At 68.1% G+C, this 13,984-nt stretch carries 14 protein-coding genes and 1 pseudogene; 11 read left to right on the top strand and 4 right to left on the bottom strand.

The annotated features are described in order from the left end of the window. Positions 1-6 precede the first annotated feature (6 nt). Together K6V06_RS06235 and K6V06_RS06230 are read right to left on the bottom strand one after the other, a co-directional pair. Positions 7-573 (bottom strand): TlpA disulfide reductase family protein, encoded by a 567-nt coding sequence (locus K6V06_RS06235; RefSeq protein WP_222241070.1) that lies wholly within the window; start codon positions 571-573, stop codon positions 7-9. A gap of 34 nt (positions 574-607) precedes the next feature. Continuing rightward, on the bottom strand, positions 608-1,153 hold the full coding sequence (locus K6V06_RS06230) for a thioredoxin (RefSeq protein WP_222241068.1): 546 nt from the start codon (positions 1,151-1,153) through the stop codon (positions 608-610). Between the two features lie 239 nt (positions 1,154-1,392). Between K6V06_RS06230 and K6V06_RS06225 the strand changes: the two genes are divergently transcribed. From K6V06_RS06225 to K6V06_RS20650, 3 genes are all read left to right on the top strand, one after another. Further along, complete coding sequence (locus tag K6V06_RS06225) at positions 1,393-1,989, top strand: hypothetical protein (RefSeq protein ID WP_370637399.1); 597 nt, start codon at positions 1,393-1,395, stop codon at positions 1,987-1,989. A gap of 48 nt (positions 1,990-2,037) precedes the next feature. Further along, positions 2,038-2,676 (top strand): LysE family transporter, encoded by a 639-nt coding sequence (locus K6V06_RS06220; RefSeq protein ID WP_222241064.1) that lies wholly within the window; start codon positions 2,038-2,040, stop codon positions 2,674-2,676. Positions 2,677-2,778: 102 nt separating this feature from the next. Then, positions 2,779-2,907 (top strand): hypothetical protein, encoded by a 129-nt coding sequence (locus tag K6V06_RS20650; protein WP_255581637.1) that lies wholly within the window; start codon positions 2,779-2,781, stop codon positions 2,905-2,907. A 25-nt stretch (positions 2,908-2,932) separates the two neighbouring features. On the opposite strand, the gene K6V06_RS06215 is transcribed toward K6V06_RS20650, so the two are convergent. Next, a complete protein-coding gene (locus K6V06_RS06215; RefSeq protein WP_222241062.1) occupies positions 2,933-4,468 on the bottom strand; it encodes a YifB family Mg chelatase-like AAA ATPase in 1,536 nt (511 codons plus the stop codon). Positions 4,469-4,970: 502 nt separating this feature from the next. Beyond that, a pseudogene (locus K6V06_RS06210) lies at positions 4,971-5,213 on the bottom strand (accessory factor UbiK family protein); the annotation flags it as partial. A 411-nt stretch (positions 5,214-5,624) separates the two neighbouring features. Between K6V06_RS06210 and K6V06_RS06205 the strand changes: the two are divergent. The 8 genes from K6V06_RS06205 (at position 5,625) to ptsP (ending at position 13,910) form a co-directional block, all read left to right on the top strand. Further along, on the top strand, positions 5,625-6,401 hold the full coding sequence (locus K6V06_RS06205; protein ID WP_222241060.1) for a TorF family putative porin: 777 nt from the start codon (positions 5,625-5,627) through the stop codon (positions 6,399-6,401). Positions 6,402-6,458: 57 nt separating this feature from the next. After that, entirely contained in the window at positions 6,459-6,797 is a 339-nt protein-coding gene (locus K6V06_RS06200; RefSeq protein WP_006159494.1) for a P-II family nitrogen regulator, read from the top strand. A 53-nt stretch (positions 6,798-6,850) separates the two neighbouring features. Further along, positions 6,851-8,407, top strand: a complete 1,557-nt coding sequence (gene amt, locus K6V06_RS06195) for an ammonium transporter (RefSeq protein ID WP_222241058.1) — start codon at positions 6,851-6,853, stop codon at positions 8,405-8,407. Between the two features lie 528 nt (positions 8,408-8,935). Further along, the gene (gshA, locus tag K6V06_RS06190; protein ID WP_222241056.1) at positions 8,936-10,231 is read left to right on the top strand and encodes a glutamate--cysteine ligase; all 1,296 of its coding nucleotides are present in this window, start codon (positions 8,936-8,938) and stop codon (positions 10,229-10,231) included. Between the two features lie 96 nt (positions 10,232-10,327). Then, positions 10,328-11,278 carry a glutathione synthase gene (gshB, locus tag K6V06_RS06185; protein ID WP_222241054.1) on the top strand — a complete coding sequence of 317 codons (951 nt, stop codon included), beginning with the start codon at positions 10,328-10,330 and terminating at the stop codon, positions 11,276-11,278. A 91-nt stretch (positions 11,279-11,369) separates the two neighbouring features. Continuing rightward, the gene (locus tag K6V06_RS06180) at positions 11,370-11,825 is read left to right on the top strand and encodes a PTS sugar transporter subunit IIA (RefSeq protein ID WP_222241052.1); all 456 of its coding nucleotides are present in this window, start codon (positions 11,370-11,372) and stop codon (positions 11,823-11,825) included. Next, a complete protein-coding gene (locus K6V06_RS06175) occupies positions 11,794-12,063 on the top strand; it encodes an HPr family phosphocarrier protein (protein WP_222241050.1) in 270 nt (89 codons plus the stop codon). The genes K6V06_RS06180 and K6V06_RS06175 overlap by 32 nt, the downstream gene beginning before the upstream one ends. 50 nt (positions 12,064-12,113) lie before the next feature. Further along, complete coding sequence (ptsP, locus tag K6V06_RS06170; RefSeq protein WP_222241048.1) at positions 12,114-13,910, top strand: phosphoenolpyruvate--protein phosphotransferase; 1,797 nt, start codon at positions 12,114-12,116, stop codon at positions 13,908-13,910. Positions 13,911-13,984 lie beyond the last annotated feature (74 nt).

Genomic DNA, 13,984 nt, shown 5'->3' with positions numbered 1-13,984 from the left:
CCGGTGTCAGGCGGTACGCGCCAGCGCCTCTTCCAGCAGCTTGTGCAGGCCGTCCCATTCGGGCTCGCCGACATAGCGCTTCAGGATGCGGCCTTGCTTGTCGACGACGAAGGTGGTCGGCGTCAGTTGCACGTCGCCGAAGGCGCGCGCCGCCGAGCCGTCGGAGTCGAGCGCGACCTTGAACGGCAGCTTGCGCGTCTCGGTGAAGTTGAGCACGTACATGGGTGGGTCGTACTGCATCGCCACGGCGACGAATTCGAGGCCCTTTTCCTTGTACTTGTCATAGGTGCGGACCATGTCCGGCATTTCCTTGACGCAGGTCACGCAGCTGGTTGCCCAGAAATTGACCAGGTAGACCTTGCCCTGCAGCTGCGCGGTGCTGACGCGCTCGCCGGACAGCAGCACGAAGGTCGCCTCCGGCGCCTTCGACGCTGGCGTCAGCGCGCGATAGCCGAAGAAGCCGATCAGCGCCAGCAGCAGCACCGCGGCGATCCACGGCCAGCGCGGGGCGCCGGCGGAACGCGACGGCCGGTTCGGTCCGGGACCGGAATTCGAGGAGGGTGCAGAGTTCATCGCGAGCGCATGCAACGAAAGGCCAGCCGCCATTCTAGCGCCGGCTGCCTGCCGGCAGTTGCGCCAGGCGCTCGCGGGCCTGCGCCAGCGCCTGATCCAGATAGGCGCCGTAGAAATCCGGCTGCAGGCCGACCAGCGGTGGCGCCAGCGTGCGGCCGTCGGGACCGAGGAACAGGACCGTCGGTGCGACCCGCACCCCTTGCTGGCGCGCCCAGTCGCGCGGCGTGGTCTGGCTGGTCTCGAAGGCGCGCAGCGGCGTCACTGCGGTCATGTCGACCTCGCGCGCGGCGATGCCGGCTTCCGCCGCCAGCGGCGCCAGATAGTGGCGGCGCACGGTTTCGCAGTATTGGCAGCCCGGTAGCGTCACCAGCACGACCAGCGGTTCCTTGCGCGCTGCCGCGGCGGCGGCGTGCGCGGCAAGATCGGTCGCATGGGGCAGGGGCGCGCCGTGCGCGTGCGTTCCTGTCCCGGCGCCGGCGCCCTCGCTGGCGGCGGCAGCGCCGAGCGGCGCGGCAAGCAGCAGGGCGGCAAGCCCGGCCTGGGGGAGGCGTCGCCAAGGAAAGCGCAGCGGTAGTGGCATGGGAGCGGATCGGGCAGGCAAGCGGAAGGGAAAAGGAAAGCGGAAGGGAACGCGGCTGAGAGCGGCAACGGGCGCCAGGGCGAGCGAAAGATGCGGCACGCTGTCCCCGCGCCTGCCTGAATCCACGATAATACCGCCTCGCGACGATCCACTATCGATCGCCAGTGACGTGCCGTCGATCCGGTCTCTGTTCCCGGTATCGCCCCTGCGCGCCCACACCGCTTCCTTTGTCCATGCCGATGCCTTCGCCAATCCTTCCCGCGTGGGCGCGCCGCGCGCGCCATGCCGTGCTGGCACTGCCGCTGGCGCTGGCCCTGCTCGCCTGCTCGCCCCGGTATGACTGGCGCACCGTGCAGTCCAACGAGGGCGCCTATGCCGCGCTGTATCCGGCCAAGCCGTCCAGTGCCGCGCGGCAGGTGACCATCGCGGGGCGCCGCCTGCCGATGACGATGGACGCGGCGCGGGTCGACGACACGCTGTTTGCCGTCGGCGTGGTGACCCTCCCGGCCGACGACGCCCGCCTGCGCCAGGAGGCCATCGAGGCGATGCAGGCCGGACTGGCCGCCAACGTCGGTGCCGCCGCCGCCGAGCCGGTGCACACGCGCGAGGTGACGGTGATGTCGGCCGGCAACCCGGCGCTGCCGCTGCCGGCCACGGAGGTGCGCGCGACCGGCGTGTCGGGCGAGGATCGGACGCCGCGCAGGATGACCGCCTGGCTGGTCGGCCGCGGCACGCGGGTCTATCAGGCGGTGGTGCTCGAGTCGGGCGACACGGCCCGGGATGACCGCCTGCGAGAACAGATCGAGCAGTTTCTCGCCGGGTTCCATCCCTTCTAATGGCCGCCCGCGGTCGGCCAACCGGTTTCTATTCAGGAGAACAACAAGATGCGCTGGGAGCTTTGGTTCGGGTACTTCGTGGCCTGCTGGGTGATTGCGGTCTCGCCGGGCTCGGGTGCCGTGCTGTCGATGAGCCATGGCCTGTCCTACGGCCTGCGCAAGACCAGTACCACCATCCTCGGCCTGCAGACCGGGCTGCTGATCGTGCTGCTGATCGCCGGCGGCGGTGTCGGCGCCGTGCTGCTCGCGTCCGAGCCGGCGTTCGCCGCGGTCAAGACCGTCGGCGCGCTGTACCTCATCTACCTCGGTATCCAGCAATGGCGCTCGCGCGTCGAGGACGCGCCGGGGCAAGCCGGTACCCCCCGTGTCGCGGCCCTCAGTCCCCGCCGGCGCTTCGTCACCGGTCTGCTGACCAATGTCACCAATCCGAAGGGCATCGTCTTCATGGTGGCGGTGCTGCCGCAGTTCATCGATCCCGCCCGGCCGCTGGCGCCGCAGCTGGCCATTCTCGCGGCCACCATGTGCGCGGTCGACCTGATCGTGATGCACGGGTACGCGCTGCTGGCGTCGCGGATGCAGGGGCTGTTCCGCAACGCCACGGCGATGCGCTGGCAGAACCGCGTCTTCGGCGGCGTGCTGATGGCAGTGGGCGCCGCGCTGTTCTTCGTGCGCCGGCAGCCTGCCTGATCCGCACTCCGGGCAAGGGGCGTCGCCGATGTAGGCGTACGGTGGATTGGCGGGCGCGATGCGGGTTTGCTTCAATGAGGGAATCGCATCCTGGAGCTCGCCATGCCGCGCCGTCTGGAACACACCGTGCCGCCGTTCGACGAACCGCCTCCGCCGGGCATTCCCCCCGATCAGCCGCCGATCGAGGAGCCGCCCGAGCCGCCCGGCGAGCCGCCCGAGCATCGGCGCTGAGCGCAGCCGCCAGTGGGCGCGCCGGCTAGGCCCCCGGCAATACGCGCCGGTACTGCACCGCCTCTGCCGCATGGCCGGCGTCGATGCGCTCGGCCTGTGCCAGGTCGGCGATGGTGCGGGCGACCTTCAGCGCGCGAAAGTACGCCCGTGCCGACCACGCGAGCCGGGCCATCGCCGCGCGCAGCAGCCCCTGCGCCTCGTCCGTCAGCGGGCAATGCCGCTCGATCTCGGCGCCTGCCAGTTCCGCATTGCCCTTGCCCTGCCGCGACATCTGCAGCTGGTACGCGGCGCGGACGCGCTCGCGCACCGCCGCGCTGTCCTCGCCCGGCGGGCCGTCCAGCGTTTCGTGCTCGGTTTGCGTCGGTACCGAGATCTGCAGGTCGATCCGGTCCAGCAGCGGGCCGGACAGGCGCCCCTGATAGCGCTGGATCTGATCGGGGGTACAGCGGCAAGCCCGGCGGGGATGGCCCCGATAGCCGCAGGGGCAGGGGTTCATCGCGGCAATGAACTGGAATCGCGCCGGAAACTCGGCCTGCCTTCCGGCGCGCGAGATGGTGATGCGCCCGGTCTCCAGCGGCTCGCGCAGGACCTCCAGCACCCGTCGCTCGAACTCGGGCAACTCGTCGAGAAACAGCACCCCGCGGTGCGCCAGCGAGATCTCGCCGGGCCGCGGATCGCCGCCGCCGCCTACCAGCGCCGCCGCGGAAGCGGTATGGTGCGGAGAGCGAAACGGACGCCTGCCCCAGCGCGAGGCGTCGAAGCCCCGGCCGGTCAGGCTGAGCACCGCGGCCGATTCCAGCGACTCGTCCAGCGTCATCGCCGGCAGCAAACCGGGCAGCCGCTGGGCCAGCATCGATTTGCCGGTGCCCGGTGGACCGACCAGCAGCGCGGAATGCTGGCCCGCCGCCGCGATCTCGATCGCGCGGCGCGCCTGTGCCTGCCCGCGGACCTCGCGCATGTCCGGATAGTCGGCGCCGGCGCCGGTCGACGGCAGCGCGCCGATCGCGCGCGCCAGCCCGGCACCGGTGCCGCACAGGTGCGCGCAGACCTGGGCCAGCGTGGACGCGGCCAGCACCGGCACGTCGGGCACCAGCGCGGCCTCGCGCGCGTTGTCCTCCGCTACCACGAAGGCGTGCGGCCTGCCGCCCCGCTTGCCGTTGTCGCGCGCGGTCCCCATCGCCATGGCGAGCGCCCCGCGCACCGGCCGCAAGGCGCCGGACAACGACAGTTCCGCGGCGAATTCGCGGCCTTCCAATGCGTCGGCGGGAATCTGCCCGCTGGCGGCCAGCACACCCAGCGCGATCGCCAGGTCGAAGCGGCCGGACTCCTTGGGCAGATCAGCCGGGGCCAGGTTGACGGTGATCCGACGCGCCGGGAATTCGAAGCCGCTGTTCAGAATGGCCGCCCGCACCCGCTCGCGGCTCTCGCGCACCTCGGTGTCGGCCAGACCGACGATATTGAAGGCCGGCAGTCCGTTGGCAAGGTGCGTCTCGACGCAGACGGGCGGTGCGTCGATACCGGTCAGGGCACGACAGCGGACGACGGCAAGGTCGGCTTGCATGCGGCATCTCCGAGGCAGGGCGCAGCAGGCAACAGGGGAACGCACCCGTTACGACTTTGTGAAGCCCGGCTGCAATGACAGAGGCCGCCTCGCGGCGGCCTCCGATCGTGACGATTGCGGCGGATGACGCTGCGCCGCCGCAGCGGGCTTATCCGGCCAGGCCCGGGTTGGTCGGGCCGGTGCCGGGCTCGACCGTCGGCGCCGCGGACGGTGCGGAACCTGCGGTGCCTGCGCCAGCGGTGCCCGTCGCGGTGCCCGTGGTGGACCCGGTAGTCGAACCCGTGGCGCGTCCCGCCATCTCCGCGGTGCTGCCCAGCGCCGGGCCGGTCGGCGTCGCGGTGCCCGACGCCGTCGCGCTTCCCGGGACGCTACCCGGCGCCATGGCGGTCGCCGACCCCGGGCCGCTACCCACGCCACCCACGCCACCCACGGCACCACTCGATGCGCCCGTCATGCCGGCGCTCATGCCGCCCGCGCTGGCGCCCATCGTGGAGGCGGTGCCTGCCTGCGGCGCCAGCCGGCGCTCCAGTTCGATCACGCGCAGTTCCAGCTCCTCCAGCCGCGCACGGGTGCGGGCCAGCACCTGCGACTGGACGTCGAATTCCTCGCGGGTGACCAGGTCCAGCTTGGCAAAGCCCTGGGTCATCATGCTGCGGACGTTCTTCTCCAGGTCTTTCGCAGGCGAATTGCGCAGCGCCTCGCTCACCTTGCTCTGCAGGTCGTTGAAGAGATCGCTGGGTTTCATGGACTTCTCCTTGCGCACCGATGTGGTGCTCCGATTTAGGGCGGCCGTGCCCCTCGCCTGTCCCGACTGCACAAGGCTGGTGCAGAGCGGTCCGCGCCGGCTAGTGCGCGGCGGACGCTCCGGCCGGCGTCATGGCGCGATTATGGCGCCTTGCCCGCCGGCCGGAAAGCGCCCCGGCCCTTGCAGACACACGTTTTGACGGAGGCGGGCCCGTTGTCTTCTGTGGCCATGGCGGACGGTTTTGGTTCCGATGCACGCGATCCGTTGGCCGCCCGGCGCGCTTCGTTCGGGAGCGCCGTAGCTGGCACGCCAGTTGCAGTAAATCGCCCGAAGCGGTGTACCAGGGGTGCCCGGTCCGAGCCAGGCCGCGGCACCGCCAAGCCTAGAGCCAAGGAAAAGGAGAAGAAGTCCATGAAGAAGCTGGCCCTCGCCATCGGCGCCACTGGCGCCATCGCGCTGAGCGGATTCGCCGCGACCGCCAACGCGCAGAGCGCTGCCGCCGCCGAACCGGCCTCGCCGCATACGTTCACGGCGAACGTGACGCTGGCATCGGAGTACCGCTACCGCGGCCTGATGCAGACCAACCGGCGCCCGGCCATCCAGGGCGGCTTCGACTACAGCCACGCCAGCGGCTTCTATGCCGGCAACTGGAACTCCAGCATCAGCTGGCTGAACGACAGCAACGACGAGGTGTCGGCGCCGATCGAGATGGACTTCTATGCCGGCTTCAAGAACACCCTGGGCGACGGCAACTGGAATTACGACGTCGGCGTGCTGCAGTACTACTACCCCGGCGACTACCCGGGCGGCTACGTGCGGCCGTACACCACCGAAGTCTATGCGGGCGTCGGCTACGGCCCCGTCTTCCTCAAGTACTCGTACGCGCCCACCAACCTGTTCGGCTTTGCCGACAGCAAGAACAGCTGGTACCTGGACCTGTCGGCCAATGTGCCGCTGAATGTCTGGGGCCTGACGCTGAACGCCCACGTCGGCTACCAGAAGGTGCAGGACGTCTCCGACGCCTCATACACCGACTGGAAGATCGGGCTGACCAAGGATCTGGGCAGCGGCTTCTCGGCCGCGGTGTCGTACATCGACACCAATGCCGAGCGCAGCGTCTACACCAATACGTCGGGCCGGTATCTGGGCAAGGCGACCGTGGTGGCGACGATCACCAAAGCTTTCTAAATCACCCGCAAGCAGGCGGCGCCGGCGAGGGCCGGGGCCGCCCCAGGAGAAACTGGCATGAAACTCATCATCGCCGTCATCAAGCCCTTCAAGCTCGACGAAGTGCGCGAGGCGCTGTCGGACGTAGGCGTTTCCGGCATCACCGTCACCGAAGTGAAAGGCTTCGGGCGCCAGAAGGGCCATACCGAGCTGTACCGGGGCGCCGAGTACATCGTCGATTTCCTGCCCAAGGTCAAGATCGAAGTGGCCGTGCCCGACGACGTGGTCGATCGCGCCATCGAGGCGATCGAGAAGTCGGCGCGTACCGGCAAGATCGGCGACGGCAAGATCTTCGTTGCCCCGATCGAGCAGGTCATCCGTATCCGTACCGGGGAAACCGGCGGCGACGCGCTGTAAGCGGCGCGACACAAGCACCGGTATGCACGAATAAGACAAGAGGTCAGATAAACATGAATAGCTGGTTCAAACGCTTTCTGACGGCAGGCGCCATGGCGCTTGCCCTTGGTACGGGGGGTCTTGGTCTGTCCGGTCACGCCGTGGCGCAGGACGCGACGACGGCGCAGGCAAGCGCCCCAGCCGCAGCCGAAGCCGCCACACCTGCCGCGACTGCCGCCACCGCCGGTGGCAATGCCGCCGCCGCCGGTGCAGCGGTGGTGCCGGCCGCGGCTCCCACCGAAGCGGCCGCCGCGGCGCCGACGCCGGACAAGGGCGACACCGCCTGGCTGCTGATCTGCACGGCGCTCGTGATCCTGATGACGCTGCCGGGCCTCGCGCTGTTCTACGGCGGTCTGGTGCGGTCCAAGAACATGCTGTCGGTGCTGATGCAGTGCCTGGTGATCTTCTCGCTGGTGTCGCTGCTGTGGGCCATCTACGGCTACAGCTTCGCCTTCACCGAGGGCAACGCCTTCTTCGGCGGTACCGACCGGCTGTTCATGAAGGGCCTGACCCCCGATGCGGTGGCCGCGACGTTCAGCAAGGGCGTGGTGATCCCCGAACTGGTGTTCTTCTGCTTCCAGTGCGCATTCGCCGCGATCACCTGCAGCCTGATCATCGGCGCCTTCGCCGAGCGCGCCCGCTTCTCGGCGGTGCTGGTCTTCATCGTGCTGTGGTTCACCTTCGCCTACATCCCGATGGCCCACATGGTCTGGTTCTGGCCGGGTCCGGACGCGTACACCGACGCCGCCGCCGCCGAGGCTGCGACCGCCAAGGCCGGCTGGCTGTTCCAGAAGGGCGCGCTCGACTACGCGGGCGGTACCGTGGTGCACATCAACGCGGCGATTGCGGGCCTGGTGGGCGCCTACCTGTTCGGCAAGCGCCTGGGCTTCGGCCGCGAGGCGCTGCGTCCGCACAGCCTGACCTTCACCATGGTCGGCGCCTCGCTGCTGTGGTTCGGCTGGTTCGGCTTCAACGCGGGCTCCGGCCTGGAAGCGAACGGCGGCGCCGCGCTGGCCTTCGCCAATACGCTGCTGGCAACCGCTGCCGCGGTGCTGTCCTGGACCTTCGGCGAGTGGATCACCAAGGGCAAGCCGTCGATGCTGGGCGGTGCGTCGGGCGCGGTCGCCGGTCTGGTGGCGATCACCCCGGGTGCCGGCTTTGTCGGCCCGATGGGCGCCATCGTGATGGGTCTGGTCGCCGGCCTGCTGTGCCTGTGGGGCGTCACCGGCCTGAAGCGGATGCTGCGTGCCGACGACACGCTGGACGTGTTCGGCGTCCACGGCGTGGGCGGCATCGTCGGTGCGGTGCTGACGGGCGTGTTCGCGGCTCCGAGCCTGGGCGGCGTCGGCATCTACGACTACGTGGCCAACAAGGTCGCCGACGAGTATTCGATCGCCAGCCAGGTCTGGGTGCAGGTCGAAGGCGTGCTGACCACCGTGGTCTGGTCGGCAGTGGTGGCCTTCGTCGCCTTCAAGCTGGTCGACCTGCTGATCGGTCTGCGCGTGCCCGAGGACGAGGAGCGCGAGGGCCTGGACATTACCTCGCACGGCGAAACCGCCTACGAGGGCTGATCGAAGTTCCGGGACGGCGCCGCCTGACAGGGGCGCCATCTCAAACGGTGTTGTGCTGGAGAGCTGATTGGGAATCTTCTCTCAGGAGTTTTGCCCGGCCGCGTGCCGGGCTTTTTTCGTTCCTTGTCACGCCGAAGGCCACTGTCTCTCCCTCCAGATGACGGGACACCCACAGGCTACCAGCGGCCTTCTTCGGTAAGCACTTAACTCCGTCTTCAAAACCTTTCAGTTGTAATGGCCGGGGAGCGCACATACAGTGCGAGTGAGGCAGTTTCCTCCACCTGCAGAACGCTCCCCGTATCTGTCAGGCCATTCAAAGCGCGGCGCCCGCCGCGTTTTTTTTTTGCCTGCGGCAAATCATTCTGGCGGTGCCGGGTCAAAAAATCAGTGCCTTTCCTCTTTTAAATCCTCCCGGAAACCTCATATCGTTACGCCATGCCGACCGGCCCGCCACTGCACCCGGTCAGCAGGCTATTGAACGTTCCTCTACAATCGGGGCGGACGATAAAGACGATCTATAGGATGGATATGGTCCCGCATCTCATTACCGCGCTGAACGGCCCCCTGCTCGAACTCGAAAAGAAGATCCTGGACGCTACCCCGTCCATCGAGCGCTGGTTCCGGCTGGAATGGCAGGAGCATACCCCCCCGTTCTATTGCTCGGTCGACCTGCGCAATGCCGGCTTCAAGCTGGCGCCAGTGGACACCAACCTGTTCCCCGGCGGCTTCAACAACCTCGCCCCCGAAATGCTGCCGCTGGCGGTGCAGGCGGCAATGGCCGCGATCGAGAAGATCTGCCCGGACGCCAAGAACCTGCTGCTGATCCCGGAGCGCCACACGCGCAACATGTTCTATCTGCAGAACGTCGCGCGGCTGTCGCTGATCATGCGCCAGGCGGGCCTGAACGTGCGGCTCGGTTCGCTGTCCGAGGACATCACCGAGCCCACGCCGATCGAGCTGCCGGATGGCCAGGTGCTGGTCGTCGAGCCACTGCAGCGACTGGGCACGCGTGACCGCCGCCTGGGACTGAAGGATTTCGATCCCTGTTCGATCCTGCTGAACAACGACCTGTCCGCCGGCGTACCGCCGATCCTGGAGAACATCAACGAGCAGTACGTGCTGCCGCCGCTGCACGCGGGCTGGAGCACGCGCCGCAAGTCGTCGCACTTCTCGGCCTACGACGAGGTGGCCAAGAAGTTCGCCAAGCTGATCGACATCGATCAATGGATGATCAATCCGTACTTCGCGCGCGTGGGCGGCATCGACTTCCATGAGCGCGTGGGCGAGGAAGCGTTGGCCGATGCGGTCGAGGGCGTGCTCAAGAAGATCGCCAAGAAGTACCGCGAGTACGGCATCAAGGAAACGCCGTACGTGGTGGTCAAGGCCGATGCCGGCACCTACGGCATGGGCGTGATGACGGTGCGCGATCCGGCCGAGGTCAAGGGCCTGAACCGGAAGGAGCGCAACAAGATGAGCGTCGTCAAGGAAGGCCTGGAGGTCAACGACGTCATCATCCAGGAAGGCGTGCATACCTTCGAGAAGGTCAACGAGGCGGTGGCGGAACCGGTGGTCTACATGATCGACCGTTACGTCGTTGGCGGCTTCTACCGCGTCCACACCGGCCGCGGCGTCGACGAGAACCTGAACGCGCCTGGCATGCATTTCGTGCCGCTGGCGTTCGCGCCCAACAGCATCCCCGACACCCACGCCAAGCCGGGGGCCGCGGTGCCCAACCGCTTCTATATGTACGGGGTGGTGGCGCGGCTTGCGCTGCTGGCGGCCTCGATTGAACTCGAGAAGACGGATCCGAATCCCATCCTCTGATCCCTTCCGCTGCAGGCGCGATGCAGGCGTGGCCTGTACGCCGCATCGCAGCCCGCGTTCGCTCCCTGGCCGACCTCACCGCCGAATCTATCCAGCATGCGCATCCTATTCATTACCGACCCGCTCGATACCTTCAAGACGTACAAGGACTCCACCTACGCGATGATGGTCGAAGCGGCGGGCCGGGGTCATCAGCTGTACTTCTGCCTGCAACCGCAATTGACGCTGTCCTCGGGCGTGGTCGAAGCCGCCGCCAGCGCGCTGCACCTGACCGGCAATGCGGATGACTGGTACCGGCTGGACGCGGCCGTCCCGACCCCGCTGCGCGACTTCGATGCCGTGCTGATGCGCAAGGACCCGCCGTTCGACATGGAATATGTGACCAGCACCTGGCTGCTTGAGGTGGCGGAGCGGCAGGGCGCACGCGTATTCAACAAGCCGCAGGCGATTCGTGACCACTCGGAGAAGATCGCCATCGCCGAGTTCGGCCAGTTCGTCACGCCGACGCTGGTGACGCGCGACGCGGCCCGCATTCGCGCCTTCCACGCCGAGCATGGCGACATCATCGTCAAGCCGCTGGACGGCATGGGCGGCATGGGCGTGTTCCGCGTGGGCAAGGATGGCATCAATCTGGGTGCGATCGTCGAGACGCTGGGCAACAACGGCGCGCGTTCGCTGATGGTGCAGCGCTTCATTCCCGAGATCCGCGACGGCGACAAGCGCGTGCTGCTGATCGGCGGCAAGCCGGTACCGTATTCGCTGGCGCGCATCCCCAAGGATGGCGAAGTGCGCGGCAATCTGGCGGCAGGCGGCACCGGCCGAGCGCAGCCGCTGTCCGAGCGCGACCGCGAGATCGGGGAGACGCTGGCGCCGGTGCTGGCTGCGCGGGGGCTGCTGCTGGTGGGCCTGGATGTGATTGGCGACTATCTCACGGAGGTCAACGTCACCAGCCCCACCTGCTTCCAGGAAATCATGCAGCAGACCGGCTTCCCGGTCGCCGGCATGTTCATCGACGCGCTGGAACAGGCGGTCGGCGCGGCGCACTGACCCCCGGACGGCACCATCCTGCCGTGCAGCCGAAGGCACTGCGGCCGGCCCCTGCTACAATCGCGCCAGACCACAGGATCGAACCTCAACCATGGCAGGCATTCTGATCATTGCGCATGCGCCGCTGGCCAGTGCCCTGCGGGACTGCGCGGCGCACGTGTATTGCGGCGAGCCGAAGGGGGTCGAGGCCATCGACGTGCTTCCGGATGCCGAGCCCGCCGCAGTGCTTGCCGACGCGCGGCGCAGGCTTGCCCATGTGGCCGAAGACAACGGCACGCTGGTGCTGACCGATATCTTCGGCGCCACGCCGGCCAATATTGCCGCTCGCCTGGCAGACCCCGGCCGTGTCAAGGTCCTCGCCGGAGTCAACCTGCCGATGCTCGTCAGGGCGATCTGCTACCGTTCCGAACAACTGGACCAGTTGGCGACCAAGGCACTTGCCGGCGGCTCGCAGGGCGTGCTGCAGATCGGCTCCACATCCGTCCAGAACCAGATCGCAAACCATCCCGACAAGTATGCTGCAGAGGGACGTCACCATCATCAATAAGCTGGGGTTGCATGCACGCGCCTCGGCCAAGCTCACCCAGCTCGCTGGCAGTTTCGTCAGTCAGGTCCGGATGTCGCGCAATGGCCGCCAGGTCGATGCAAAGAGCATCATGGGCGTGATGATGCTGGCGGCCGGCATCGGCTCCACCGTGACCATCGAAACCGAAGGCCCGGACGAACAGGAGGCGATGGACGCGCTGGTGACACTGATTGGCAACCGCTTCGGCGAGGGAGAATGATCCCGGCCTGCCGGAGCGATCGACCCTAAACGTTCCCACCGGAGCGGTCCATGCCCTTTGCCCTGCACGGCATCCCGGTCTCTCGCGGCGTCGCAATCGGGCGGGCGCATCTGCTTGCGCCGGCGGCGCTGGACGTCTCGCACTACCTGGTGGACGAAGACCGGCTGCAGGACGAGGTGCAGCGGCTGCGTAGCGCGCGTGCCGCCGTACGGACCGAACTGGCGGCCCTGAAGCGGGACCTGCCACCCGATGCGCCCGAGGAAATGGGCGCCTTCCTCGACGTGCACGCGATGATCCTCGACGACGAGATGCTGGCGCGCGAGGCGGAGGCGCTGATCCTCACACGCCGGTACAACGCGGAATGGGCCCTGACCACGCGGCTGGAGCAGCTGATGCGCCAGTTCGACGAGATCGAGGACGAGTACCTGCGCGAGCGCAAGGCCGATATCGAGCAGGTCGTTGAGCGCATCCTCAAGTATCTGGCCGGCGCGCCGGTGCTGGTGCCGGCACCGGTCCCCGCGCTCGCGGCTGACGGTGAGCCGACGCCGGGCGTGATCGTGGTCGCCCACGACATCTCGCCCGCGGACATGCTGCAGTTCCGCCATACCGTCTTTCACGGCTTCGTCACCGACCTGGGCGGCCGCACCTCGCATACCGCGATCGTGGCGCGCAGCCTCGATATTCCCGCCGCCGTCGGCGTGCAAAATGCCAGCGAACTGATCCGCCAGGACGACTGGATCATCATCGATGGCGACGCCGGCCTCGTGATCGTCGATCCCACGCCGATCATCCTGGAGGAATACCGGCACCGCCAGAGCGAGCGGGCGCTGGAGAAGAAGCGGCTGCAGCGACTGCGCCATACGCCCGCGGTCACGCTGGACGGCATCGAGATCGACCTGCTGGCCAATATCGAGTTGGCCGAGGACGCCGCCAGCGCGCTGGCAGCGGGAGCGGTCGGCGTCGGGCTGTTCCGCTCCGAGTTCCTCTTCATGAACCGCCGTGGCGAGTTGCCGGGCGAGGACGAGCAGTTCGAAGCCTACCGGGCTGCGGTCGAGGCAATGCACGGCCTGCCGGTGACGATCCGCACGATCGATATCGGCTCGGACAAGCCGCTGGATGCCCGCGACGGGCGGGACGGGCGCGATGGCCGGGACTGGCGTGGCGAGGAGTACGAGACCGCGCTGAATCCCGCGCTGGGGCTGCGGGCGATCCGCTGGTCGCTGTCGGAGCCGGCGATGTTCCTGACGCAGCTGCGCGCCTTGCTGCGCGCCTCGGCCTACGGGCCGGTACGGGTGCTGTTTCCGATGCTGGCGCACGCGCGCGAAATCGACCAGACCCTGGAACTGCTGGCGCGCGCCCGCCGCGAGCTGGAGGAGCGGGGCGTGCCCTTCGATCCGGCGCTGAAGATCGGCGCGATGATCGAGATTCCGGCCGCGGTGCTGCTGCTGCCCCTGTTCCTGCGGCGGATGGACTTCCTGTCGATCGGCACCAACGACCTGATCCAGTACACGCTGGCGATCGATCGTGCCGACAATGCCGTCGCCCACCTGTACGATCCGCTCCATCCCGCCGTGCTGCAGCTGATCGCCCGCACCATCCGCGAGGCGAGCCATGCCGGCGTGCCCGTCGCCGTCTGCGGCGAAATGGCCGGCGACCCGGCGATGACGCGCCTGCTGCTCGGCATGGGACTGCGGGAGTTCTCCATGCATCCCGCGCAGTTGCTGCGGGTGAAGCAGGAGGTGCTGCGCGCCGACTGTCGGCGGCTCGCGCCGGTGGTGGACGAGCTGCTGGTTACCTACGAGCCGGACGACGCCGCGGCTGTGCTGCAACGCCTGTCACAACCCTGACACCACCATGGGTTTGCGCGGCCTGGAAGCCACGAACCCAATCCCATTCCTGCTGTCGAAGTGGCAAAAGCGGA

The organism is Cupriavidus sp. AU9028, from assembly GCF_019795295.1.
GTDB lineage: Bacteria > Pseudomonadota > Gammaproteobacteria > Burkholderiales > Burkholderiaceae > Cupriavidus.
Note: the sequence above shows the minus strand (reverse complement) of the source record. Positions and strands in the feature narration are given on the sequence as shown.